Here is a 25,314-nt window from a genome sequence, read left to right as displayed (position 1 = left end):
CTTTTTTATTGACTAGTGACCGCTAAATGACGCAGCTTTCACACTGGTTGGCGCCGACTTCGTTGTTGTCGTCGGTGAAGGTCCGCACGTAGTACAGTGACTTGATGCCCTTGCGATAAGCGTAGTTGCGCAGGATGCTCAGGTCCCGCGTCGTCATTTTATCGGTCCGGCCATCTTTCCATTCGTACAGGCCAGCGGGAATCGTCGAGCGCATGAACAGCGTCAGGCTCATCCCCTGGTCGACGTGCTTTTGGGCCGCGGCGTAAACGTCGATGACCCGGCGCATGTCGGTATCATAAGCGGATTTGTAATACGGCATGGTGTCGTTGTCCAGGTAAGGCGCAGGGTAGTAGATCTTCCCAATCGTCTTTTCTTGGCGCTCCTCAATCCGGTTGATGATGGGGTGCAGGCTCGCTGTGGTGTCGTTGATGTAGGAAATGGACCCATTCGGCGCAACGGCCATCCGGTTTTGGTGGTACAGGCCATCGCGCATGACGTCGGCCTTCAAGGCAGCCCAGTCCTCCGGAGAAGGTAGCCAGATGTTGGCAAAGAGGCGCTGGACCTTTTCGCTAGTTGGCCGCCAGTCGGTTTCGGTGTAGCGGTCGAAGTAGGTCCCGGAAGCATAGGTGCTCTTCTCAAAGTTGTGGAACGTTTCGTGGCGTTCCTTGGCGATTTGATTGGAGGCCTTGAGCGTCCAGTAGTTCAGTAACATGAAGTAAACGCTGGTAAAGGCAATGCTGTCCTTGGAACCGTACATCATGTGGTTCTTGGCAAAATAGCTGTGTAAGCCCATGGCGCCCAGGCCAATCGTGTGGGCCAGCTGGTTGCCTTTTTGAATCGATGGGACCACGTCGATGTCGGAGTGGTCGGTCACAAAGGTCAGTGCCCGGACCATGGTTTCAACGGAGTGGCCGAAGTCGGGGGCTGCCATCAGGTTGACGATGTTGGTGGACCCCAGGTTGCAGGAAATATCAGTTCCCTTTTGAATGTATTCTTGTTGGTTGTTCACGGTCGATGGCGTTTGGACCTGCATGATTTCGGAGCACAGGTTACTCATGACGATGCGCCCATCAATGGGGTTTTCGCGGTTAGCCGTATCGATGTTGACGATGTAAGGGTAACCGGATTCTTGTTGGAGCTTGCCAATATCCGTTTCCAGGTCACGGGCCTTGAGTTTCTTCTTGCGGATGTCCGGGTTGGCGACCATGTTGTCGTATTCCTTCGTGATGTCGACGTAGGCAAATGGCTTGCCGTAGATGCGTTCCACGTCGTAGGGACTGAATAGGTACATGTCCGCGTCGGCGGCACACAGCTCGTAGAACTTGTCGGGCACCGTGACCCCAAGAGACAGCGTCTTCAGCCGAATCTTTTCGTCGGCGTTTTCCTTCTTGGCACTCAAAAAGGCGACGATGTCGGGATGGAAGACGCTGAGGTAGACCACGCCGGCCCCTTGCCGTTGACCCAATTGATTGGAATAAGAAAAGCTGTCTTCCAACAACTTCATGACGGGGACGACCCCAGAAGCGGCGCCCTCGATGTGTTTGATGGGGTCACCGGCGCCCCGCAAATTGGACAGGCTGATGCCGACCCCGCCGCCGATGCGGGAGAGCTGGAGCGCAGAGTTGATGGTCCGGCCAATCGTATTCATGTCATCGGTCGACTGGATCAGAAAACAAGAGACCAGTTCGCCCCGCCGCGAACGGCCGGCATTAAGGAAGCTGGGCGTCGCCGGTTGGTAACGCTGGTGGATAATTTCGTCAGCCAGGTCATGGGCCAGTTGTTGGTCACCGTCCGCAAAATCTAGGGCGTTCATGGCGACCCGGTCGATGAAGTTTTCCAAATAGTAGTCGTTGTCGTCGGTCTTCAGGGCATATTGCGCATAAAATTTGTACGCTGCCATGAAGGATTTAAAATGAAAATTTTGGGCCCGTAAGTAGGCGTAAAGGTCCTCGATAAAGGCCATTGGGTAGGCGTCGATAACATGTTTTTCGACGTAGTTGTTGGCAATCAAGTAGTCAAAGCGTTCCTGTAACGACGCAAAGGTCTTGGTGTTGGGGATGACATTTTCCTTGAGGAAAGCCTGCAAAGCCTCCTGGTCCTTGTTCAACGGAATCTGACCGTTCACGGGGATGTTGATCTCGTTATTTAAATCATAATACGTGACGTCGGTTAGGTCTTTTAAACTCATACTAGTCAACTCTTTCTAGGTTAGAATGCGCAAGTGTCAAATAAAAATGGCGCCACCGTGTAAACCACGACATCGCCAAAAACGAATGGGAACCAACTCAAAAAGAGCTTAGCCCGCAATTTGCGTTAATTGATCCGGCCGGAAGCCGTAAAAGGCAGGGTGACCGGAAGCCTCAACGACGGGAACGGCTTGGAACCCTTGCTCCTTGAGGTATGTCACATATTCGGGATTCTGGTTAATATTGCGTTCTTCAAATTCCACGTTGTGTTCACTCAGAAAACGCTTCGTCATCTTGCATTGCATACAATTGTTCTTGGAATAAACCGTTACTTTCATTGTTGCCACTTCCTCATCAAATTCAATCTCGATGAGTACAGTTTACACCAGTCAGCGAAAATTACAATGGAAAAAGACACCATATTTGGTAGTTGATACATACAATAACTACCAAATATGGTGTCTCAGCGAATAATCTTTTTTTATTAGCCACCACGAGGTATCTACGGTAAAATAAGAGATAAAGGTGGCGGAGAAATTGACTAATCACTATTATACACAAAATCCAGACGTTTTACACGAGGAACATCATTGGCCGTTTACCCTCTTAGGCAACGAATTGTTGTTTACCACCGACAACGGTGTTTTTTCCAAAAACAGGGTGGACTATGGCTCACGCGCATTGCTCAACGCATTTAACGCGGATAAGACCCCGGCGGGCCCGTGGTTGGACCTGGGCACCGGATATGGCCCAATCGGCTTGGCACTAGCCAAGAAGTGGCCTGAACGGCAGGTCACGATGGTCGACGTCAATGAATTGGCGCTGAGTTTGGCGCGGCAAAATGCGGTGGCCAATCAAATCGACAACGTCGACATCAAGACTTCCGACGTCTATGCCAACGTCACGGAGCGTTACGCGGCTATCGTTACGAACCCACCAGTTCGGGCCGGTAAACAGGTCGTGACGGCCATGTTGACGGGGGCTAAGGAGCACTTGCTCCCGGGTGGCACGCTGACAGTGGTCCTGCAAAAGAAGCAGGGGGCGCCGTCCGCAGAAAAGACCATGCAAGCCACGTTTGGTAACTGTACCAACATTAAAAAGGACAAGGGCTATTACATTTTAGAGAGTACGCTCGCCTAACGAACAGGAAAGGAAGGGGTCTGGATGCGAGATCAGCACTATACGGGGCGGCAACGCCACTATATGGAAGAGGCCCTCTTCGAAGCAGACCAGGCGGCCCTGATTGGCGAGGTTCCCATCGGCGCGGTCATCGTCCACGACAACCAAATCGTGGGGCGGGGGCACAACCTGCGGGAACACGGCAACGATGCCACCATGCACGCGGAGATTCGGGCAATCGAAGAAGCCTGCGGGACACTGAAGAGCTGGCGGCTGGAAGAGTGTCAACTGTACGTGACGATTGAGCCGTGCCTGATGTGTAGCGGCGCCATCATCAATTCGCGGATCCCGGAAGTCTTTTATGGGGCGCGTGACCCCAAGGCTGGTGCGGTCGACAGCCTCTACGAAACGTTGACGGACAGCCGGTTGAACCACACGGTCACGGTCCACGAGGGGCTCTTGGCCAAGGACGCCGGTGAACGGATGGTCCGCTTCTTCAAGGCGGCGCGCGTGCGGCAAAAGGCCCGTAAGAAGGCCAAACGCGCCGCGGCGCAAGCACAAACTGAGAAGACGCTAGACAACCAGAAAAAAGCATGATACACTAGTACTTGCCGTTAAGGCCTTGAAGCAAGGGTGGGCTTACGAATCGTGTCAGGTCCGGAAGGAAGCAGCACTAAGTTCGTTTCGCTTTGTGCTTCAAGTTTATGAGATATTAACAACTCCTAGTCGTTGGACTGGGAGTTTTTTGTTGAGAGTGGGCCAAAAGGCGATTAGCCGGCGAGCATTAAGGCTGATACCCGAATAATCCTGGGCTTGGATTGTTTGGGTATCAGGTTTAAGCTGAACCGGCTGCCTGTTGGCGTACGTTTCAGCTATGTGAAGGTGAAGGAACGAGCTTGGGAGGTTTTGTCCAGGCTCGTTTTTATGGTGATGTGGCTAAGACAGATGTCTGCCTGACTCCGGCGAGATAAATGGCGTTGGGGAATGAGAGACTTCGTGATTAACTTTATTAGCGGCATAAATGAGCTAACGTAGAAGTAATCGATCGACGTGACAATTATGACAGCGTTTAGTCATTCGCTGTGGGCCATTGACAGTTTTGATTATTTATATGGAAGAAACGATGATGTTTTTCTTGGGAAATATAACCACTGGAGGCTGATTGATCGGTGTCCGGTCGTTGCTGACAGGGGGAGGCAACTGGTTTGGCCAGTATTAGTAAGTGATGGATGACGTCAAGATTTGTCCTTAACTAAGCGTGATGGTCTCCCGTCACGTGTTAGCCGGGAGTGGAGCAAAACTAGGCTCAGCCGGGGAATTTGCCAGTGGTCTTTGCTGGCAAATTGGTGACTTTGAGACAGCGAACTTCTGGCTCAAAGCAAGCACCGGGCTTTGGCTCGGGGCGGTCCTTCCCCAGCGTTCCGGCCTAGCTTTCGCGCAACGGGAGGCGGGTGGTTTATTCACACCGGATTAATTTTGCGTAAATCTGCTAGTCAATCCGTGACAGCGACCACTGAAAAAGGCTATAATATTAATCAGCGAATTTAACTCAGGAACAGACGAGGGCGCAGGAATTGCTTCACGAACTGCGCCGCAAAAATGTAAACGAAAGGAACGGATTGCATGGCTTATCAAGCACTTTACCGGGTTTGGCGGCCCCAACGGTTTGAGGATATGATTGGGCAAGAAGTCATTACCCGGACCTTGAAGAACGCCATTACGACGAATCAGATCAGCCACGCCTATCTTTTTGCGGGGCCCCGGGGAACCGGGAAGACCTCGGCAGCCAAGATTTTTGCCAAGGCCATCAATTGTCATCACCAAACAGACGGTGAGCCCTGCAATGAATGTGAGACCTGTAAAGCCATTACGGCCGGGACTTTGAACGATGTCATTGAAATCGATGCCGCTTCCAACAACGGGGTCGAAGAGATTCGGGACATCCGCGACAAGGTCAAGTACGCGCCCACGGTGGCCGATTACAAGGTCTACATCATTGATGAAGTGCACATGCTGTCAACCGGTGCGTTCAACGCCTTGCTGAAGACGCTGGAAGAGCCCCCGGCCAACGTGATCTTTATTCTGGCGACCACGGAGCCGCACAAGATTCCCGCCACGATTATTTCGCGGACGCAACGGTTTGATTTCAAACGCATCGCGGCTAGTGACAGCTACAACCGGATGATCTACATCTTGGATCAAAAGGGTGTGATCTACGATGAGCAGGCCGTCAAGGTGATTGCCAAGGCGGCCGAAGGGGGTATGCGGGATGCGTTGAGTATCCTCGACCAGGCGTTGTCGTTTGGCGACAATGAAATTACCCTCGACAACGCGTTGCTGGTGACCGGGAGCGTGACACATGAGCTGCTGGCCACCTACGTGCAACAGGTGCTGGGTGGCGACACCAAGGCGGCGCTAGCGACTTTGCAATCCGTGCTGGAAGCCGGTAAGGACGCCGAACGGTTTACCGAAGACCTGATCAGCTATGCGCGTGACCTGTTGCTCTATCAACAGGCACCACAGCTAGTTGAAGAAGCCGAAATGGGCAGTGTCAGCGACGACTTTCAACAGTTGGCCAAGCAGACGCCCGCCCAAACGATGTACGCGATGATCAACGAATTAAACGCCATCCAGCAACAGATGCGTTTCACCACGCACCCGGACGTTTATTTGGAAATCTTGACCATCAAGTTGGCTGAAATCGGCCGGCAAAAGGGCGCCACGCCAACGGCTGCACCAGCGGCACCGAACGCCGCGGCCGCGACCCCGAGTGCGCCGGCGGCCAGCTCGTCGGCGTTGACGGCCTTGCAACACGAGGTCGATCAACTCAAGTCGACGGTCAAGCAGTTGGAACAAACGCCAGTGGCGGCCAAGCCAGCCGCAAAGCCGCGGGTCACGAAAAAGGCGCCGGCTAAGGAAGTTAATTTGGCCAAAATCTATCCGGTTTTGGGTGCGGCGACGCGCGAGAAGCTCAACCAACTCCAGGAAGTCTGGCCCGACGTGTTGGATAGCTTGTCAATCACGCAACGTGCGGTCATGAAGGTGTCGCAACCGGTCGCCGCGGCCGACTCCGGGGTGATCGTGGCGTTTGACTACGCTTTCTTGTATCAACGCGCGACGTCCGATCACGAGCTGACGGATGCGCTTGAAAACGGCCTGGACCGGATGATTGGCACGGCGTTACCCGTCGTGTTTGTGCCCAAGGAGGACTGGCCCGTGATCCGGAAGAATTATTTGACGGCGCACAAGGATGAGCTGCAGAATAATCATGCCGGGGATGCGGAACAGCCCGCCAAACCAGCGGCCAATCCGGTCGTGACGAAGGCCGAAGAATTATTTGGCAAAGATGTTGTGGATGTTAAAAACGATTAAACCTTGAAAGGATGACGAACAATGCGGAACATGGGAAATATGGGTAGTATGATGAAACAAATGCGGCAAATGCAAAAGAAGATGGCGGAGGACCAAGCGAACTTGAACGCGCAAACCTTCACCGGTGTCTCACCAGACAGCATGGTCCAAGCCACGTTTACTGGGGAACGGAAGATGACCGACCTGACGATCAAGCCAGAAGCCATCGACCCCGATGATCCTGACATGTTGGCCGACTTGGTTTTAGCCGCGGTCAACGATGCGTTGGACAAAGTTGAAACGGCAACGAAGCAGTCCTTAGGGAAGTACACGCAAGGCATGAACATTCCAGGGATGTAATTTAGAAAGGACGTTGGGACCATGCAGTATCCAGAACCCATTGCGCAGCTGATCGACAGCTACATGAAGCTGCCCGGTATTGGGCAAAAGTCAGCGACGCGGCTGGCCTTCTTCACGATTGATATGCAAGAAGATGACGTTAAGGCATTTTCCAAGGCGCTGGTCTCAGCTAAAAAGGACCTACATTTTTGCTCGATCTGTGGCAACATCACGGAGAGTGACCCGTGCACCATTTGTACCGATAAGACGCGTGACCAAACGCACGTGTTGGTGGTCGAACAGGCCAAGGACATCATGGTCATGGAAAAGATGAAGGAATACCACGGCCTGTACCACGTCTTGCACGGGGTCATGTCGCCGATTGAAGGCAAGGGGCCCGAGGACTTAAACATCACCAGCCTCATCAACCGGCTCCAGAGCAATCCGGCGATTAAGGAAGTCATCATTGCCACCAACGCCACGCCGGAAGGGGAAGCCACGGCCATGTACCTGTCACGGCTGATCAAGCCGGCGGGCATCAAGGTGACGCGCTTGGCTCACGGCCTGTCCGTCGGCAGCGACATTGAGTACGCCGATGAGATGACCCTGTTCAAGGCGGTTGAAGGCCGGACAGAAATGTAAGGAGGGACTTTGTATGTTTGGAAAAAAGAAACGCCAACTCCCTCGCTTAAAGGCGGCCTACGATGAACAGCTCTTGTTGACCATCGACGACGCCAAAGATCGCTGGGATCACGCCAAGCAAACGGAAGAAGCCATTGCGGACGCCGACAATCAAATGACGGCCAATACGGCGCTGGCTCGGCAGACCTACCTGTTCTTGTACCGCGAAGCACGGCGGCGCCAGGTAAAGGGCAAGCACATTTCCGCGGCGGTGTTCCGCGATTAGCTAAATACCAAGGAGGGGCGGACTGGAAGTGGATTCTGGTGCGCCTTTTGCTTGTGGTCACGCACTTGGTGACCTGCTTGACAAAACGGGCGGGAAACCGGCGCGGCGATAGACATCAATTCTGAATTCAAGTACAATATAACTATCAAACTAAAGATTGATAGGCAAAAATCAGCTAATGATGTGGTTGATAGTGATGGTCCCTAATTTCAAATCGGAAGCTGTCCGCCTACCGTTCACCAAATACGAGTTGGAACGCGGTGAGCGGACTGGACCGAACCGAGTCTGAGAAACGGTCTCGGCCTCGCTTTGAGCAGGTAACCCACAGCTGAACCCATATTTGACGAACTCTCGGCTACAAGACTGATGGTCAGTAATAATGGGGTTAACCTTTGATGGCAACCAATTTGGCACCTGACTGGTGGTTAACGCGGTGTTCCTGATAGGCGGAATCTCTGGCTGACGTAGGCTCCTGGTTTCGCTAACTTTAGCGGATAGAATACTGTCGTTTCGGGAAGTGATACGTTAATTTTGCTTTCAATCTTTAGTATCAAACAAAAATGGGGTCGAGTATGTTGTCAGGAACGTTTATTAGTTTTGAAGGACCCGACGGCGCCGGGAAAACCAGCGCGTTGCAGGCCATTACCGCGGAGATTGCGCCCGCTTTAGGCGACCGGTTGACGATCACCAGAGAACCTGGCGGCAATCCGATTTCTGAGAGTATCCGGTCGATCATTTTGGACCGCGCCAATACGGCGATGGATTACCGTACGGAAGCGCTCCTGTACGCGGCAGCGCGCCGGCAGCACTTGGCCCAGACGATTCTTCCCGCTTTAGCGGCGGACAAATTGGTCCTGTGTGACCGCTATGTCGACAGCTCGGTGGCCTACCAAGGTGCTGGCCGAGAAATCGGGGAAGCGGCGGTCGCTAAAATGAATGAATTTGCGACGGACGGGCTGTTGCCGGAACTGACGATTTATTTCGACGTGCCGGCAGTGGTCGGCTTGCGGCGGATTCAAGCGCACCGTGACCCCACCAAAGTCGATCGGCTGGATGTTGAACAGACGGCCTTTCACGACCGGGTGCGGGCGGCTTATTTGAAACTTCAGGCCGCACACCCCGACCGCATCAAATTAATCGACGCCACCCAGGACCCGGCCACCGTGGTCGCGCAGTCGTTGGCGTTGATCAAACAGACCGCACCCGCTTACTTTTAACACCGGCATAAAGGGAGGAAACCCAGTATGAAATTATTAATCGCCATTGTTCAAGATAAAGACGCGAATCGCTTGAGTAATCAATTTATCGACCACGATATTCGCGCAACCCGCTTGTCGACGACCGGGGGCTTTTTAAAGTCCGGGAACACCACGTTTATGATTGGTCTCGAAGACGAACGGGTCGACGAGGTCTTGAACATGATCAAGGAAGCTAGCCACACCCGGCAGCAGTTTATGACGCCGCCCGTTAATTTGGATGCCCAATTGGACAGCACGTCGGCTTACCCGGTCGAGGTGCAAGTCGGTGGCGCCACGGTGTTCGTGATGCCCGTGGAGCAGTTTCATCAGTTTTAGGGGGTCAAGATGAGCGAAGAATTCGTGGTGGCCACGGCCCAACGGCTGCAGCCGCAACTCGTGAGCCACTTTATGCAGTTAATTCAATCGAACCACTTGGCGCACGCGTACCTGTTTAATGGCGCGGATGGGACCGGGCGGCAGGAAGTCGCGCGGACCGTCGCCATGCGCTTATTTTGCCAAAACGTGACCGACGATGGCTTGCCCTGTGGGCAGTGTCCGGAATGCCGGCGCATCATGGCGGGCGACCATCCCGACGTGGTCAGCGTCGTTCCCGATGGCCAACGGATCAAGGTCGACCAGGTCCGTTACCTCAAGGCGGAGTTCACCAAGAGTGCGGTCGAAGGCAACCAGAAGATTTTTATCGTAGACCAAGTCGACCGGATGACGACCGGTGCGGCCAACAGTCTGTTGAAATTCATCGAGGAGCCCGTGGGCAACACGGTGGCGCTGTTACTGACGGCCAACAAGAATCTCATCTTGCCGACCATCTTGTCGCGGACCCAGATCGTTGATTTCATTAAGGTGGCGCCGCAAGCTCTAACTACGGCGTTGGCCAAAGCGGGCATCGTGCCTAGCCAACGCTACTTATTGACGACGTTGACAGAGAGTGTCAGTGCCGCGCAGGAATTAGTGGTCGACGACTGGCTAGCCAACGCGCAAACGGCGGTTGGCCAATGGTTTACGGCCTGCTGTGACCGCGACGAACGGGCCTTTGTCCGGGTTCAAACGGAACTGGTGCCGTTGGGCAGCAATCGGGACCGCCAAGGCGTGGTCTTGGACATGGTCGTTCAGGTCTGGCACGACGCCTTGCGTCAACAGGCCAATGCTGTCGACCCGACCGACTTGGCTTACCCGCAAGTGGCACCAGTCAGTCAACGCGTCGCCCACCAGTTGTCGATCGACCGGTTGGTGACGATTATGACTGAAACCTTGGCGACCCGCGGGCAATTGGCGGGAAACCTGAATTTTCAAGCAATCTTAGAAGCCTTAACGTTACAGATTCTGGCGCAGATGCGCTAAGACTAGTTCGCATGGGAGGGGTGGCAACTTTGGATAAGGAAGAAGTTTACGATCAGTTCAAGAGTCTTGAGGGGCAGCTACAACAGATGTTGGCCCAATTTTCCGACCTACAAACGCAGATGACGCAGGTGTTCGAACAAAACGCTGAATTGGAAATCGAGAATCAACATCTGCGCGAGTTGGTCCGGGAATTACAAAAGACGTTGCCGGAAGACCCGGAGACCCCCCAAGGCCTCTCGAAGTCCCGGCAGATTCTGGAAAAACTTTACGAGGAAGGCTTTCACGTGTGTCGGGAATTTTACGGCACCCGCCGCAAGCAAGACGAAGAGTGTGCCTTTTGCCTGGAAGTTATTTATCGCGATCAGTAGGAGGCAACTTAATGGAACGAACACGCAGTTTTAAAACCGAGGCGCAGGGGCACCTATACCTGGTTCCCACGCCCATCGGCAATTTGGATGACATGACTTTTCGGGCGGTGAAGACCCTTCAGGCCGTGGATTTGATTGCTGCCGAGGATACGCGTAACACGCAGAAATTATTAAATCATTTTGATATTACCACCAAACAGATCAGCTTTCATGAACACAACACTCGGGAACGGATTCCCCAGTTGGTGGCCAAACTCCAACAGGGACTCGACATTGCCCAGGTCAGTGACGCGGGGATGCCATCCATTTCGGATCCCGGTCACGAATTGGTCAACGCCTGCATCGCGGCCCACATTCCGGTGGCACCGCTCCCTGGGGCCAATGCCGGATTGACGGCGTTGATTGCGTCGGGATTGGCGCCGCAGCCGTTTTATTTCTACGGCTTCTTGGACCGGAAACCCAAGGACCAGCGTGCCGAAATCGAGGGCTTGGCCCAACGGCCGGAGACCTTGATCTTTTACGAGGCCCCGCACCGTTTAAAAAAGACGCTGCAAAACCTGGCCACTGGGTTCGGCGATGACCGGCCCGCCGTTTTGTGCCGGGAACTGACGAAACGCTACGAAGAATTCTTGCGCGGCACGTTAGCGGAGCTGGCCGACTGGGCCGCCACCGATACCGTCCGCGGTGAATTCGTGGTCTTAGTCGGTGGTAATCCCGCCCCGACCACGACGGCGACCACGGCCGTTGACCTCAGCGAACCCGTTGAAGTACAGGTCGACCGCTTGATTGCGGCGGGGGAGAAACCCAACGCGGCCATCAAGGAAGTCGCTAATTTGCGCGGCGTCAAAAAACAAGTAATTTATAACACTTATCATCATTTAGACAAGGAGTGACCCAGGTGGCTGCTAATGAATTTTCCGAACCACACCGGGTCGTCTACTACGAAGCGGACGACACCGGCCATTTAACGCTCGCCATGCTGATCAACCTGTTCGTTTTGGTCTCCGAAGATCAAAATGCGGCGTTGGGGTTGACCACTGAATTTGTCCAATCTCATGGCGTTGGCTGGGTCGTGACCCAGTACCACCTGCAGATCAGCGCGTTGCCGAAGACCGGCGATCAGGTCCAACTGAAGACCCGGGCCACGTCTTACAACAAATACTTCGCCTATCGCGAGTACTGGTTGCTCGATGAAGCGGGTAAGCAATTGGCTTATGGCGAGGGCATTTGGGTCACCATGAGCTACGCCACCCGAAAAATTGCGACGATTCCTGCCGAGGTCATGGCGCCTTACCAATCCACGCAGTCCGTACGGTTACCGCGGCTGCCACGGCCGGACCGCCTGACGGAGACGGCCGACCTGCCGACCAAGCCGTACACGGTCCGTTACTTTGATATCGACGGCAACGGTCACGTGAACAACGCCCACTACTTCGACTGGATGCTCGACGTGTTGCCCGCGGACTTCTTGCGGGATCATCAGCCCGCCGACGTGCGCATCCGGTTTGAAAATGAAGTGACCTACGGCGAACCGGTCACCAGTAGCTACGAACAAGCCACCGACTCGTTGACCTCGCAACACCTGGTCCAACGTGATGACGTGGTGGCGGCCAAGGCGACCATTCAGTGGCAGGCCCGGACGTAGTTTTCAATAGATTAAGCAGGTAAGGTGTCGCCAGTGGCCTTTTGTGGTAGTATATTAAACTGATAAAGACAGTAAACGGCTACCACGACCGGGACCACCAATACGATGAGTCCGACCTGGCGACCTAAAATGAAAGGGAACGCAAGCAAATATGAAGATTTTAGCAATTGATACATCGAATCGCCCCTTAAGCGTGGCCGTCTTGGACGACGACACGGTCCTAGCGGCCATCACGGTCACCGTTCACCAAAAGCACGCGGAATACCTCTTGCCCGAGATTGAGCGCCTATTGGCGATGGCCGACCTGAAGCCCACCGATTTGGACCGGGTCGTGGTCGCGGCGGGGCCTGGCTCATACACTGGCATTCGGATCGCCGTCACCACGGCCAAGACCTTGGCGGCGACCTTAGATATCGACCTGGTCGCCGTTTCCAGTCTCGAAACGTTGGCGGCCAACGTTCCGGTCGAGGGGGCCTTAGTGGCACCGCTATTTGATGCCCGTAACCAAAACGTGTTCGCCGGGTTGTACCGCATCTCCGGTGGCGTGCCCACGCCCGTGATTGCGGACGCGCACACCAACATCGCCGATTTTTTAAAGGCGGTCACGGAATACGCTGAACCGGTCTGGTTCTTGGGGAATGCCAATCATTTTGCGGACCTGATCAACACCACCGTTTCAGCCGCCACGCCGCGCATCAGCCCCTGGTTGAACCTGCCCCAAGTGGCGACGATTGGACTGCTGGGCCAGCAGTTGGACCCCGTGGCCGACGTGGACCGGTTCGTCCCCAATTATTTACGTCTGACCCAAGCCGAGGCCGAATGGCAGGCTAAGAACCCAAACAAGAAGGATACCGAATCATATGTTGAAAAAATTTAAAATCTGGTATAAAAATATCTTTGGCAGCCGCCGTGAACTGGTGCGTGAAGAGGCGATGGACGTGAAAAACCACCGGGTCGATATCCGGGAGGTCACGTACTTTGTGGCCAAGGCCCTGTTCACCGACATCCCGGAAATGATCGAGATTGAGCGGGCGGTCTATGCCGGCAAGGCCCCGTGGGATTCGACGGCCTTTGCCAATGAATTGCGCCGCGAAAAGGACCGGCTGTACCTGGTTATTCGCAAGGAAGACAAGCTCCTGGCCTTTATCGGCAGTACGTTTGACGAACGGACCCGCGACGCGCACATCACCAACATCGCGGTCGTGCCGGAGTACCAAAACCGTGGCCTGGGCCGCTTCCTGCTGGAAACCATGATCAAAAAAGCCCGGAAGTTGAATTACAAGTCAGTTAGTCTAGAGGTGCGGGTCTCCAATCAAAATGCCCAGAAGCTCTACCGCGACTTGGACTTTGAACAAACGGGGATCAAGCGGGGGTACTACTTCGGTGACCATGAAGACGCTGCGGACATGACGCTGTATTTGGCTGAAGATTCGGCTGCGGATGACGAGTAGGCGCTTCGCCACTCGTTTTTTTCGTGACCTGACAGCCAATCATGCCTGCTATGGAGCTGGGAACTGTCCGCCTACTGCGGCACACCAGATGCGTCGGTACGCTGTGGGCGGACGCGCCGAGCCTGAAAGACGGTCTCGGCACTCGCTTTGAGCCGAAGCTCGCGTCTCAAAGGCGCCATTCCCCTAAGTGGCCCCGCCACTAAGGAGAATCCCACGGCTGAACGCTGCTGGTGCGCCGCTCACGGCTACGGTTGTGCTGATTCAGGCGGTGACGACTGGCAACAAAGCGTGTTTTTGGCCCACTGCCCGTCAATACGAATTGTGCTGTGTAAGCATGCAGAAAGTTAAGCGGGGGAGCGTCACAAGAAAATATTAGATTGGGGTAAACGTGTTGTTTTGCAGACCACCAATCTTAGCCGAGAGTGGAGCGAAAGCCAGGCTCAGCCGGGGAATTTGGCAGCGATTTTGGCTGACAAATTGGTGACTTTGAGACGTGTTTTTCGGCTCAAAGCAAGGGACGAGACCGGTCTTTGGCTCGGCCCGTCCTTCCCCAGCGTTCCAGCCTGGAATTTCGCGCAACGGTAGGCGACAAATACGGACATTATCATTGAGAAAAACAAAAACAAGGATCAAGAATTTTAAAGGGAGTGAGTCCAACGGAAAAGCGAAATTTAATTTTAGCGTTTGAGTCAAGTTGTGACGAGACGAGTGTCGCGGTCATTGAAGACGGGCATAAGATCTTGTCCAACATTGTCGCAACCCAAATCAAGAGTCACCAGCGGTTTGGCGGCGTTGTGCCCGAAGTGGCCAGTCGGCACCATATCGAAGAAGTGACGTTGTGCATCAAGGATGCCTTGGATGAGGCGCAGGTGACCTACGACGACTTGGATGCCGTGGCGGTCACCTATGGTCCAGGACTGGTCGGCGCATTGTTGATTGGGGTCACGGCCGCTAAGACGGTGGCCTTTGCCCACAACCTGCCGCTGATTCCCGTGAACCACATGGCGGGGCACATTTACGCGGCCCGTTACGTGGAACCCATTGAATTTCCGGCAATGGCTTTGCTGGTGTCCGGGGGGCACACGGAACTGGTGTACATGCCAGCCGAAAATGAATTTGAAATCATTGGCGAGACCCGCGACGATGCCGCTGGGGAAGCCTACGACAAGGTCGGCCGGGTCATGGGGGTCAACTATCCTGCCGGCAAGACTGTCGACGAATGGGCCCACCAAGGCCACGACACGTTCAATTTTCCGCGGGCCATGGAGAAAGATGACAACTTTGACTTTAGCTTTAGCGGGTTGAAGAGCGCCTTCATCAATACGACCCACCATGCGGACCAAATTGGCGAGACGTTGAATAAACAGGACCTCGCTGCCAGTTTCCAACAGGCCGTGGTCGACGTATTGGCCGAAAAGACGCAGCGCGCATTGGCCGACTACCCAGTCAAACAGTTGATCTTGGCCGGTGGGGTCGCCGCCAACCATGGCCTGCGCGAACGCTTGGAACACGACCTGGCCAGCAACCCCGTTACCCATCTGGTCAAGGCACCACTGAATTTGTGTGGCGATAATGCCGCCATGATTGGCGCCTTTGCTTACGTGGCTTACCAACACGGTGTCTTTGCGGACGCGACGTTGAACGCAGACCCGAGTTTAGAGTTTGATTGGGTGGCGGATCCGGTTAAATGACCAAAAAAAGATGAGAGTGGGCCAAAAGGCGATTAGCCGGTGAGCATTAAGGCTGATAACCGAATAATCCTGGTTTTGGATTGTTTGGTTATCAGGTTTAAGCGGAACCGGCTGCCTTTTGGCGCACGTTTCAGCTATGTAAAAGATGAGCCTGGGATGGTTTTGTCCCAGGCTCATCTTTTTTTAATTTTAGGGGTCACCCACCAACGTGATGTGCTGGCGAGTTTGCTGTTCTAACATATTCAAGGTGGTGTAGCCGATTGAACGATACGGCGTTGATAGATTAACGATTTAATAACTGATTTGTGATAAGACGAAATTGTCGGTTCTAAAAACCTCGCCAGCGGCCGCACTGACCTTTTGGTGCGCATCACTGGCAAGCAAGCGCTCGAAACTAGCCTGGTCGGCGACGTCGATTACCATGCTGACGGTGTCGGCACTACCAGCCCAGCCCAACGAGCGGCCAACCGTCAGGGATTGAATTTCTGGGACCGTGTCTTTCATGGCGCGCATATCTTGAATGGCTTGTTCGACGCGGGCAGCTGACACACCGGGTTTAATCGTGGCGATAAAAATGTGTTTGATCATGATTTGATTCCTCCAAGTTCATGGGTAGTGGTTAAGCATTGCCATTAGTTTAAACGAAAAACCATTAAGTTGAAAATGCTTAATTTCTTAGATTAGTTATTCGTATTTTGTATATCTATGCTAAAATATGGCTAAATAACCCATGAAGGACGTGAAGATTAATGGATATTCGGGTGCTCAATTACTTTTTAATTACGGCGCGTGAAGAAAATGTGACGCGGGCGGCGGCCTTACTTCATATGACCCAACCGACCTTGTCGCGACAGTTAAAGGGGTTGGAGGCTGAGCTGCAAGTCGACTTGTTTCGCCGGAGTAATCATAGTATTTATCTAACGCGAGAGGGCTTGCTCTTTCGCCGGCGGGCCCAGGATATGGTGAATATTTTAGAACGGGCGCGAGACGAGCTACAAGAAAAGCAGGAACTTGCGGGGACGATTGCCATTGGCTGTAGTGAACTTCATAGTATGGCGGAAGTCGCGAAATTAATTGATGCGTTTCAAGAGCAGCATCCCCAAGTCAAATTTAACTTGAGAAGCGGTAATAATGACGACATTAAAGGTTGGATTGAGCAGGGCGTTTTAGACTTGGGGTTACTCATCGAACCGGTTGAGATTGGTAAATATGACTTTGTTCGTCTGGAGAGCCAGGAGGAGTGGGGAATCTTAGCGCATCAGGACTCAAAATTTGCGAGCTATGATGCCATTCGCCCGGGCGATCTGGTTGGTACTCGCGTCATTACGATTGCCGATCGGGTGGTTCAAAATGAACTCGTCAGCTGGTCGGGAGATTACGCAGTCAAGATGCGGAACAAGGCCCGTTACAATCTGCTTTATAGTGCGGCGATGCTGGCGCAACAAAACCACGGGGTCGTGATTTGTTTAAAGCTCAATCAGACCTTCGACCACTTAACTTTTGTGCCATTAGAGCCGGCGCTAAGATTAGATTCAGTATTAGCCTGGCGAGGTCAGCAGCCACATTCGGCGGCGACAAAAGCATTTATTGAGTTTATCCGCCAAGAAAAAAACTAAGGGTTACTGGAGAGTGGGACAGGCGTGTAAGTGCTGCTGAACTCAGAGCCCAGCTCAAAAAGGGGACCATCCAAGAATGATGCAATTTCTTGGGTGGTCCCTTTTTAGATATTTAGAATATGTATTTCTAAATGAACAAAATAAGCATTTAACATATCTAAAAAATCGCGATACACTACAGTCATCGATTAGCAAGGGCATCACCACTGATGAGTTTGCTAAGCGAGAGAATTTTGAGCAATTAGCTGTTCAGGAGAAAGCGGTGAGATTAGTGAACCGAGATGATGTTCAGGCCAAGTATCATTTTCCCAGTCAACTTTTGTCGGATTATGAATCCTGGCGAGTGAAGCAGTTTGCAGGTCAGTTAGCACCGACCTATACGCCGACTGATATTGAAGCGTTGCGGTTGATGCTTCGGCTGCAACAAATTGGATTTTCATCACATGACATTGAAGATTTTTTGGCGCTTAATCTGCGGAAACAGGGGCCGCCTGCCGAGTTAATTGCGATGCTAACGCAGCATCGGCAAGAACGATTAGCCGCGATTCACCACTACGAGCGACAGATTGCTGGGATTGACTATTTAAGATTTCAACTGACCGAAAATCACTAAAGGAGATTATTAAAATGGAATTTACTACTTTAAATAATGGAATCAAAATGCCTAAGTTAGGCTTGGGCGTCTTTCGGGTAACGGATTTGGCCGAAGCCGAAGAGGCGGTTTATCAAGCCATCAAGTTGGGCTACCGGTTGATTGATACGGCTGCCGCGTATGGTAATGAACAAGCGGTTGGGCGTGCCATCAAGCGTAGTGGGGTTGACCGGTCGGAACTCTTCGTGACATCAAAGCTGTGGCTGACCGACAACTCTTATGAGGGGGCCCAACGAGGTCTCGAACGGTCTTTGACGAATTTGGGATTGGATTACTTAGATTTGTATTTAATCCATCAACCGGTAAGTGATTATTATGGTGCTTGGCGCTACCTGAGTGAAGCCTATCGTGCCGGCAAGGTTCGGGCCATTGGGGTCGACAATTTCACCCAACAAAAACTGGTTGATCTCATTAATTTCACGGACGTTAAGCCGGCCGTGAACATGATTGAAGCCAACGTCTTTAACCAACGTGAGGCGGACCAGCAAGCCATGATCGATTATGATGTTCAAATGGAAGCCTGGGCACCGTTCTCTTCGGGGAATCATCAGGTATTTGAGCTGCCAGAATTAAAGGAAATTGCGCAAGCTCATGGTAAATCGACGGCCCAAGTGATTCTTCGCTGGTTGATGCAACGCGACATCGTTGCCATTCCCAAGAGCGTCCACGTTAACCGGCTGAAGGAAAATCTGGCTATCTTTGATTTCGAGTTACGCGACGATGAAATGGCTAAAATCGCGACATTGAATACGGGCAACGGGTTCAACATGCCGGAAGATGCCAAAGGCTTTCAAGCCATGTTAGACATGTCAAAGCAATTTTCAGTAGAATAGGAGCGAATTATTATGGATATGACTTCAACTTATACATTAAACAATGGATACAAGGTCCCAGTAGTCGGCTTCGGTACGATTATTCCGGACGGCCAAGAGACCGTGACGGCAGTTAAAAAGGCGATTAAAAATGGGTATCGGCTGATCGATACGGCTGAAATCTACGGCAATGAAGTGAGTGTGGGTCAGGGGATTCGTGAGGCAATGGCCGAAAACAACCTCCAACGAGAAGATATTTTGGTTAGTACGAAAGCCTGGCACAGTCATCGGGGCTATCAACAGACGTTACAAGCCTTCAATGCGTCGTTGGACAAGTTAGGGTTGGACTATGTGGATATTTACCTCATTCACTGGCCGGCCAATGCCAAATGGCATGACGATTGGCGCGAACTAAACGCTGATACTTGGCGTGCCTTGGAAGAGCTGTATCGTGCTGGTAAGATCAAAGCCATTGGCGTTTCTAACTTTTTGGCGCATCATCTGAAGGCACTGGTCGAGGATAGTGAGATTAAGCCTATGCTGAATCAAATCGAATATCACCCTGGCTTTGCCCAGACGGCAGCGGCTGAGTACGCCCAGTCCCAAGACATTCAGGTCGAAGCCTGGAGTCCCTTCGGTGGACCAGACAGCAACGTCTTACAAGACGCGACGGTTAACGAGATCGCCCAAAAATATGGCAAGCAACCCTCACAAGTGATTTTGCGGTGGCTGATTCAAAAGAACATTATCCCTTTGACCAAATCGACCAGTGATGCGCATATGCAGGCGAACTTGGATGATTTCGATTTTGCGTTGACGTCGGCGGAGATGCAAGCCATCGACGAAGCCCCGTACAGTGGCGGATTCCAATTCGATCCGGACACGGCCAGATCATAAGTGTTCAGGCCAGCAGAAACCAGAGTCACAGTGGTACAGTAAACCTAAAACTGAATGTTAGGAGATTAGTTGAATGGATGTCTATCAAGCTTTAAATGAACGTCACGCAACACGGTGGTTTACGGATCAACAAATTCCCAAGGCCACGCTGGAGAAGATTATTTCTGCGGCAGAGGAGGTCCCATCTTGGGTAAACTCACAGCCTTACCGGGTCCACGTGGTCACGGGTGAGACGCTGCAAAGTATTCGCCAGGAGCACCAACACCTGGGGGATGTCGGCGAACAGGGTCATGCCGATCTCCCCGTAATGGCGCGGTCGGCTTGGTCCGCGCAAGCACAGGCCAATATGCAGGCGTGGTCCGATGGCATTGCCCAGTCGGTTGGCCCCGATTGGCAGAAGATTATGGGGGATGCCGCGGGTAAACTCTACAATGCCCAGGCTATCGTTTACCTGACATTACCTGAAGGCTACTCAGAGTGGTCCCTATACGACTTGGGGGCATTTGGTCTGGCACTGATGTTAGCGGCTAAGGATGCCGGGATCGATTCCATGCCCGCCTATCAATTTGTCAGTTTTCCAGAGGAAGTTCGGCACAATATTCAGCTGGAAAATGACGAGAAGCTCATCATGGGGATTGGATTCGGGTATCGTGATGCGCAGGCAGCGGTTAACCGGATTACGTCTACGCGATTACCAATTGATCAGATGACGACATTTCATGACTAGCCGATTGAATGGCGCTTATATCAGTAGATAGAAGAAAACTGTCAGCCGATTTATTCGGACTGGCAGTTTTTGCTTTGAACGAACGTGCTACTTATTTCTCAGATACCTCACCCCGTGGATGATGGACTCCACCAAAAATAGGGAAAGTGTGAGGATTAAGTAGGCGAAACCTAGGACCTCAAGCAGAAGAACGGGTAGCGATTCGGGCAGAAAAGCTAAGATGAGTTGGAGCGGAATCACTAGTATCGGCCCTGCGCCAAAGAATAACCGTCTAAACCACTTGGAATAATTCTTAAATAGGCCGTTTGTTTTCGCGAAACCATCCTGATAATAGTGCTTAAATAACTGCTTCATTAAAAGACATCTCCCCGTGTCACGCGTATTCTCGGCGTAATTCGAGGATACACGTTGAATTAAAATGCAAATGTTTCTCCCCTGAACCTATTTAGAATTATAGACGTTGTCGGTCATTGAGACAAGGTACTAAAGGTTGAAAGTAGAATAAACGCGCTGATTCCCGTAACAGCGAACAATCGGTTCCAGTTAAAAGAACCAGTATATCAAGACCGGTCGGCAGTGACTTATTTGCCGCCGGTCTTTTGCTGTATACTGACCAAAAAGGAGTGAGCAGTATGGGTAGACTAGAAAACAAAGTTGCAGTCGTCACGGGTGGTTCCTCCGGCATTGGCCTGGCCGCGATTCAAAAGATGGTGGCTGAAGGAGCCGTCGCCATTTCGGCCGATGTCAGTGCGCCAAGTGATGCTAGCGTGGCCTTCATTGAAACTGATGTGACCGATGAACAGTCGTTGCAAGGCATGGTGGACCAAGTGGTCAGTCAATACGGGCATTTGGACATTTTAGTTGCCAATGCCGGCGTAACCGAAAAGAAGGCCGGCGTCGCGGACATTGACGTGGCCAATTGGAACAAAGTTATCGCCATTGATTTGACCGGGGTTATGTTGACCAACAAGGTTGCCGTTGCCCAGATGGTCAAGCAGGGTAGTGGAAGCGTCATCAACATGAGCTCGATTCTGGGCGTGGTCGGTGCGGCCAAGTCCCAAGCCTATTCCGCAGCCAAGGCCGGCGTGGCCAACTATACTAAATCCCAAGCCGTGACCTACGCGGCTCAGGGCATTCGCTTTAACGCGGTCGCTCCCGGCTATGTTGCAACACCACTTTTGAAAACGCTTCCGCCAGAAGTGACCGGGCCGATGGTCAGCAAGATGCCGATTGGCCGGTTAGCCCAGCCAGAAGAAATCGCCAACGTCATCGCGTTTGTGGCCAGCGACGAAGCCTCCTTTGTCACCGGTGCCACGATCAACGTTGACGGCGGGTACACGGCACTTTAAGCTAGTTTAAATTGGTGAAAGCAAGGTTGTTGACCGTCCCACAGCAAGAGCTGGCCGCCTACCGTTCGCCAAATATGGGTTGGAACGCTGGGGCGGACGGGTCGAGCCAAAGGTCGGTCTCGACGCCTCGCTTTGAGCCGAAGAACACGTCTCAAAGACGCCAGTTGCCTAAGCGCCGTGAACCGCGCCGCTAAGGCAACTCCCACGGCTGAACCCAAAATCCCCCTGAGTCGGCAATCTAGCCGTTAACTCAGGGGGATTTAATTTTGGTTTCGTGATGCTTAACTGCACGTTTGTTTAATCAAAGTCTTCCAGTGCCAGACTCTTTTCGGTCCATTCCTCTTCAGTCGTGTCCAACTCGGTGGTGATGGCCGTCAGTTGTTCTTGGAGGTCGGCCAGTTTGTCGGCGTCGTTGAAGTTCTCGGGGGAACTCATGGCGGTCTCGACTGTGGTCTTCTGCGTTTCCAGCTCGCCCAGCTTGGTTTCTAGGGCGTCGACCTGGCGACTCAGCTTCCGTTTGGCCTTGGCCTGTTCCTTTTGTTGCTGGTAGTCGACCTGCGTTTGCTTGGGCGTATCCACGGTCGGGTGGGCGGCCTCGGCTTCGGCGGCTTCCTTAGCCGCGTAGGCGTCCTGTTCGGCCTTCTTTTCGACATAATAATCGTAATTGCCGAGGTAGCGGGTCGTTCCGGTCGGGGCCAGCTCAACGACTTGGGTGGCCACTTGGTTGATGAAGTACCGGTCATGGGAAACGAACAGGATCGTGCCGTCAAATTCATTCAACGCGTTTTCCAGAACCTCACGACTGTCGATGTCCAAGTGGTTCGTGGGTTCGTCCAGCATTAAGAAATTGTCGTGGCGCAAGGCCAGCTTGGTTAACAGTAACCGGGCCCGTTCGCCCCCACTGAGGCTATGGACGGTCTTGTCCACGTCGGCCCCGGTAAACAGAAAGCTACCGAGAATCGAGCGAATATCGCCCTCAGGCGTCGTAGGGTGGTCGTCCCACAATTCGTGAAGCACGGTCTTTTTCTCGTGCAGTGTGGCTTGGTCCTGGTCGTAGTATCCCGTGTCGACGCCGGTCCCAAAGATGATTTGGCCCTGAATGGCGGGGATCCGGCCGAGAATCGTTTTCAACAGGGTGGACTTCCCAATCCCGTTGGGGCCAACAATGGCCACGGCCTGGTGTTTCTTGATATCCAAATTGACGGGTGCGCAGAGGACCTGGTCGTCATACCCGACCGCGCCGTTGACCACGTCGAGCACGACGTTACCGCTTTGCCGGTGGGGCTTAAAGGTGAAGCGGGCGACCTTTTCATCGCCTTCAGGTTTGGCGATGCGGTCCATCTTTTCCAGCTGCTTCCGTCGGGCCTGGGCCCGTTTGGTAGTCGAGGCCCGGACGATGTTTTTGTTCACGAAGTCTTCCAGCTTACTGATCTCGGTCTGTTGCTTGTCATATTCCTTCCATTCCCGCTTGAGCCGTTCGGCCTTGGCGTCAATGTAGTGCGAATAGTTGCCAGGATAATGATCCAGTCCGCCGTGAGCCATGTCGTAAACGTCATTGACCACGTGGTCCAGGAAGTAGCGGTCATGGGAAACGACTAGAATGGCGCCAGAATAGCCCTGTAGATAGCTTTCCAGCCAGGTGAGCGTTTCGACGTCCAAGTGGTTGGTTGGTTCATCGAGAATCAACAGGTCGGGCTTTTCCAGCAGCAGCTTGGCCAAGGCCAGTTGGGTGCGTTGCCCACCGGAAAGTTCATTGATGGGCTTGTCGTAGTACTCTTCGCCAAATTCAAAGCCGTGGAGCACGCCGCGAATTTCGGCCTGGTAGCCGTAGCCGTTGTGGTCGCTAAAGTCTTGTTGAAGCTGATCGTAGGTCGCACTGATCTGTTGGAACTGTTCGGTATCCGCAATCACGGCGGGATCACTCATCTGCTGTTCCAGTTCGTGGATGCGTTTTTCGGTGGCACGGACCTCGGCGAAGACGTCGAGCATTTCGTTCCAGACGGTCTTGGACGAGGCCAGTCCGGCGTTTTGGGCTTGGTAGCCCATGGTCAGCCCCCGTTTGGTCGTAATCTGACCGACGTCCGGGGTGGTTTCGCCGGCAATCATTTTCAGTAGGGTGGACTTCCCAGCACCGTTGCGGCCAACTAGCGCCACGCGGCCATGCTCGGGGACGTCCATGGTCACATTTTCAAATAAGACGGTCGCCCCGAAACGCCGGGTAACCTGTTGGACTTGTAAAAGAATCACGGTATGACCTCCTTGATGGGGTATTCATTATTTTTAGGGTAATTGAGATATCTTGAAAATCTTTGGTTTACGCGGCAGTTTGGGTGCCTTTCAGTCAAAACCTCAGTAGGTCTATTTTAGCATATTCTGCAATTAGACCGAAATTCCTAAAGAATTGTGAAAAAGTATTGCAATTTCTTTCACAAGGCGGGCGGTTATGCTATAATTTGTAAGAAAGTAAATTTCACAATCAGATTGTCATTTAGAGAAATGGTTATTGCCAGACTGGCAGTGACCAGCAAGATTGATTAGGAGGTCTCGTTTTTGACAGAACAAAAGATTCCCCGCGCCACAGCTAAGCGGCTCCCCATTTACTACCGCTACTTGAACATCCTGTTGGACGCGGACAAGACGCGTGTTTCCTCGACTGAATTATCTGAGGCGGTCAAAGTTGACTCTGCCACCATTCGCCGAGACTTTTCGTACTTCGGTGCCCTGGGTAAACGGGGGTACGGCTACGATGTTGAAAGTTTAATTAAATTCTTCAAGAAGATTCTGAACCAAGATCGGCTGACCAACGTGGCCTTGATCGGGGTCGGGAATTTGGGCCATGCCCTGTTGAACTTTAACTTCCACCAGGATGGCAACGTCCGGATCAGCGCCGCTTTCGACGTGAACGCCGACATTGCCAACACGATTCAAAGCGGTGTGCCAATTTACCCGATGACGGAATTGCGGACACAGCTGGAAGAACAACAGATTCAGGTCGCCATCTTAACGGTGCCGTCCGACGTCGCCCAATCCGTCACGGATGATGCCGTCGCCGGTGGGGTGAAGGGAATTTTGAACTTCACGCCATTGCGGGTCACGGTACCCAAGGACGTCCGGGTCCAAAATGTGGATTTGACCAACGAATTACAAACGTTGATCTACTTCTTGGAACACTACAACAGCAAAGAATAGAACGGGGTCGTAATCTTTTGGGGGATTACGACTTTTTGTGTGCTTTTTGTGAAAGCGTCGCCAGAAAAGTCAGTCCGAGGACCGCTAAATGTCCTTCACAAATCAGACTTGTGAAAGTTCAGCTATAAACAACGGGCTAAACGGGTTGGTGAGTAAGGGATCACTGGCTACCTGCCGTTTAAAAAGAGTGTGACGACAGGCGGTTAACTGGCGAGCATTAACGGTGCTAGGCGGATAATCCTGGATTTTGATTATTTGCCTAGCAGTGTTAAACGGAACCAGTTGCCTGTTGGCGCACTCTCGGCTACGGTAGTGCATGCTAGTAACAGTTGCTTTAATCCCAGGTAGTAGCTACATTGACAACTAGTCTTTCATTAACACAGTGTTGCTGATAACCGTCAACCTTGCCGGAGGCAGC

26 protein-coding genes and 1 other RNA gene are annotated in these 25,314 nt (G+C 52.7%); 23 read left to right on the top strand and 4 right to left on the bottom strand.

Annotated elements, in window-relative coordinates; translation table 11 throughout:
* Positions 1 to 22 precede the first annotated feature (22 nt).
* Positions 23 to 2,188 carry a class 1b ribonucleoside-diphosphate reductase subunit alpha gene (gene nrdE, locus EGT51_RS03960; RefSeq protein ID WP_135367500.1) on the bottom strand — a complete coding sequence of 722 codons (2,166 nt, stop codon included), beginning with the start codon at positions 2,186 to 2,188 and terminating at the stop codon, positions 23 to 25.
* 108 nt (positions 2,189 to 2,296) lie between these two features.
* Positions 2,297 to 2,524 carry a redoxin NrdH gene (locus EGT51_RS03955; RefSeq protein ID WP_135367499.1) on the bottom strand — a complete coding sequence of 76 codons (228 nt, stop codon included), beginning with the start codon at positions 2,522 to 2,524 and terminating at the stop codon, positions 2,297 to 2,299.
* Between the two features lie 199 nt (positions 2,525 to 2,723).
* On the opposite strand from EGT51_RS03955, the gene EGT51_RS03950 reads away from it, so the two are divergent.
* The 16 genes from EGT51_RS03950 to tsaD all read left to right on the top strand — a co-directional run bounded on the left by EGT51_RS03950 (position 2,724) and on the right by tsaD (position 15,654).
* On the top strand, positions 2,724 to 3,326 hold the full coding sequence (locus tag EGT51_RS03950) for a class I SAM-dependent methyltransferase (RefSeq protein ID WP_135367498.1): 603 nt from the start codon (positions 2,724 to 2,726) through the stop codon (positions 3,324 to 3,326).
* Between the two features lie 24 nt (positions 3,327 to 3,350).
* Positions 3,351 to 3,902, top strand: coding sequence for a tRNA adenosine(34) deaminase TadA (gene tadA, locus EGT51_RS03945; RefSeq protein ID WP_135367497.1), 552 nt, complete (start codon positions 3,351 to 3,353; stop codon positions 3,900 to 3,902).
* 22 nt (positions 3,903 to 3,924) lie between these two features.
* Positions 3,925 to 4,011, top strand: an RNA gene (gene ffs / locus EGT51_RS03940) — signal recognition particle sRNA small type.
* A gap of 917 nt (positions 4,012 to 4,928) precedes the next feature.
* On the top strand, positions 4,929 to 6,677 hold the full coding sequence (gene dnaX / locus EGT51_RS03935) for a DNA polymerase III subunit gamma/tau (protein WP_135367496.1): 1,749 nt from the start codon (positions 4,929 to 4,931) through the stop codon (positions 6,675 to 6,677).
* Positions 6,678 to 6,698: 21 nt separating this feature from the next.
* Entirely contained in the window at positions 6,699 to 7,016 is a 318-nt protein-coding gene (locus EGT51_RS03930) for a YbaB/EbfC family nucleoid-associated protein (protein ID WP_135367495.1), read from the top strand.
* A gap of 21 nt (positions 7,017 to 7,037) precedes the next feature.
* Positions 7,038 to 7,637, top strand: a complete 600-nt coding sequence (recR, locus tag EGT51_RS03925) for a recombination mediator RecR (RefSeq protein WP_135367494.1) — start codon at positions 7,038 to 7,040, stop codon at positions 7,635 to 7,637.
* A 13-nt stretch (positions 7,638 to 7,650) separates the two neighbouring features.
* Positions 7,651 to 7,902: a YaaL family protein gene (locus EGT51_RS03920; RefSeq protein ID WP_135367493.1), complete on the top strand. Its 252-nt coding sequence runs from the start codon at positions 7,651 to 7,653 to the stop codon at positions 7,900 to 7,902.
* Between the two features lie 572 nt (positions 7,903 to 8,474).
* Positions 8,475 to 9,119 (top strand): dTMP kinase, encoded by a 645-nt coding sequence (tmk, locus tag EGT51_RS03915; protein ID WP_135367492.1) that lies wholly within the window; start codon positions 8,475 to 8,477, stop codon positions 9,117 to 9,119.
* A gap of 27 nt (positions 9,120 to 9,146) precedes the next feature.
* On the top strand, positions 9,147 to 9,476 hold the full coding sequence (locus tag EGT51_RS03910; RefSeq protein WP_135367491.1) for a cyclic-di-AMP receptor: 330 nt from the start codon (positions 9,147 to 9,149) through the stop codon (positions 9,474 to 9,476).
* Positions 9,477 to 9,485: 9 nt separating this feature from the next.
* Positions 9,486 to 10,499 carry a DNA polymerase III subunit delta' gene (gene holB / locus EGT51_RS03905; protein ID WP_135367490.1) on the top strand — a complete coding sequence of 338 codons (1,014 nt, stop codon included), beginning with the start codon at positions 9,486 to 9,488 and terminating at the stop codon, positions 10,497 to 10,499.
* Positions 10,500 to 10,528: 29 nt separating this feature from the next.
* The gene (locus EGT51_RS03900) at positions 10,529 to 10,867 is read left to right on the top strand and encodes a DNA replication initiation control protein YabA (RefSeq protein ID WP_167850134.1); all 339 of its coding nucleotides are present in this window, start codon (positions 10,529 to 10,531) and stop codon (positions 10,865 to 10,867) included.
* 11 nt (positions 10,868 to 10,878) lie between these two features.
* The gene (gene rsmI / locus EGT51_RS03895) at positions 10,879 to 11,760 is read left to right on the top strand and encodes a 16S rRNA (cytidine(1402)-2'-O)-methyltransferase (protein WP_135367488.1); all 882 of its coding nucleotides are present in this window, start codon (positions 10,879 to 10,881) and stop codon (positions 11,758 to 11,760) included.
* 5 nt (positions 11,761 to 11,765) lie between these two features.
* On the top strand, positions 11,766 to 12,512 hold the full coding sequence (locus EGT51_RS03890) for an acyl-[acyl-carrier-protein] thioesterase (protein WP_135367487.1): 747 nt from the start codon (positions 11,766 to 11,768) through the stop codon (positions 12,510 to 12,512).
* A gap of 151 nt (positions 12,513 to 12,663) precedes the next feature.
* Positions 12,664 to 13,389 carry a tRNA (adenosine(37)-N6)-threonylcarbamoyltransferase complex dimerization subunit type 1 TsaB gene (tsaB, locus tag EGT51_RS03885; RefSeq protein WP_135367486.1) on the top strand — a complete coding sequence of 242 codons (726 nt, stop codon included), beginning with the start codon at positions 12,664 to 12,666 and terminating at the stop codon, positions 13,387 to 13,389.
* Positions 13,373 to 13,963 carry a ribosomal protein S18-alanine N-acetyltransferase gene (rimI, locus tag EGT51_RS03880; RefSeq protein ID WP_135367485.1) on the top strand — a complete coding sequence of 197 codons (591 nt, stop codon included), beginning with the start codon at positions 13,373 to 13,375 and terminating at the stop codon, positions 13,961 to 13,963. Before tsaB ends, rimI begins: the two co-directional genes overlap by 17 nt.
* 647 nt (positions 13,964 to 14,610) lie before the next feature.
* Entirely contained in the window at positions 14,611 to 15,654 is a 1,044-nt protein-coding gene (tsaD, locus tag EGT51_RS03875) for a tRNA (adenosine(37)-N6)-threonylcarbamoyltransferase complex transferase subunit TsaD (RefSeq protein WP_135367484.1), read from the top strand.
* Positions 15,655 to 15,945: 291 nt separating this feature from the next.
* Here the strand turns inward: tsaD and EGT51_RS03870 are convergent, their stop codons facing one another.
* Positions 15,946 to 16,242 carry a Dabb family protein gene (locus EGT51_RS03870; protein WP_135367483.1) on the bottom strand — a complete coding sequence of 99 codons (297 nt, stop codon included), beginning with the start codon at positions 16,240 to 16,242 and terminating at the stop codon, positions 15,946 to 15,948.
* Between the two features lie 161 nt (positions 16,243 to 16,403).
* Between EGT51_RS03870 and EGT51_RS03865 the strand changes: the two genes are divergently transcribed.
* The 6 genes from EGT51_RS03865 to EGT51_RS03840 all read left to right on the top strand — a co-directional run bounded on the left by EGT51_RS03865 (position 16,404) and on the right by EGT51_RS03840 (position 21,707).
* Positions 16,404 to 17,270, top strand: a complete 867-nt coding sequence (locus tag EGT51_RS03865) for a LysR family transcriptional regulator (RefSeq protein WP_135367482.1) — start codon at positions 16,404 to 16,406, stop codon at positions 17,268 to 17,270.
* 76 nt (positions 17,271 to 17,346) lie between these two features.
* Complete coding sequence (locus EGT51_RS03860) at positions 17,347 to 17,883, top strand: MerR family transcriptional regulator (protein ID WP_135367481.1); 537 nt, start codon at positions 17,347 to 17,349, stop codon at positions 17,881 to 17,883.
* A 14-nt stretch (positions 17,884 to 17,897) separates the two neighbouring features.
* Positions 17,898 to 18,755, top strand: coding sequence for an aldo/keto reductase (locus EGT51_RS03855; RefSeq protein ID WP_135367480.1), 858 nt, complete (start codon positions 17,898 to 17,900; stop codon positions 18,753 to 18,755).
* A gap of 12 nt (positions 18,756 to 18,767) precedes the next feature.
* Positions 18,768 to 19,631 (top strand): aldo/keto reductase, encoded by an 864-nt coding sequence (locus EGT51_RS03850; RefSeq protein ID WP_225428677.1) that lies wholly within the window; start codon positions 18,768 to 18,770, stop codon positions 19,629 to 19,631.
* 73 nt (positions 19,632 to 19,704) lie between these two features.
* A complete protein-coding gene (locus EGT51_RS03845) occupies positions 19,705 to 20,358 on the top strand; it encodes a nitroreductase (RefSeq protein ID WP_135367479.1) in 654 nt (217 codons plus the stop codon).
* 632 nt (positions 20,359 to 20,990) lie between these two features.
* A complete protein-coding gene (locus EGT51_RS03840) occupies positions 20,991 to 21,707 on the top strand; it encodes an SDR family NAD(P)-dependent oxidoreductase (RefSeq protein ID WP_135367478.1) in 717 nt (238 codons plus the stop codon).
* Between the two features lie 297 nt (positions 21,708 to 22,004).
* Here EGT51_RS03840 and EGT51_RS03835 read toward each other — a convergent pair whose 3' ends face one another.
* On the bottom strand, positions 22,005 to 23,954 hold the full coding sequence (locus EGT51_RS03835) for an ABC-F family ATP-binding cassette domain-containing protein (protein WP_135367477.1): 1,950 nt from the start codon (positions 23,952 to 23,954) through the stop codon (positions 22,005 to 22,007).
* A 303-nt stretch (positions 23,955 to 24,257) separates the two neighbouring features.
* On the opposite strand from EGT51_RS03835, the gene EGT51_RS03830 reads away from it, so the two are divergent.
* Positions 24,258 to 24,896, top strand: coding sequence for a redox-sensing transcriptional repressor Rex (locus EGT51_RS03830; protein WP_125575649.1), 639 nt, complete (start codon positions 24,258 to 24,260; stop codon positions 24,894 to 24,896).
* The last annotated feature ends 418 nt before the right edge of the window (positions 24,897 to 25,314 follow it).

It is taken from the genome of Levilactobacillus suantsaiihabitans (genome assembly GCF_004745505.1).
GTDB classification, from domain to species: domain Bacteria; phylum Bacillota; class Bacilli; order Lactobacillales; family Lactobacillaceae; genus Levilactobacillus; species Levilactobacillus suantsaiihabitans.
This window is presented reverse-complemented; position numbering and strand designations above follow the sequence as displayed.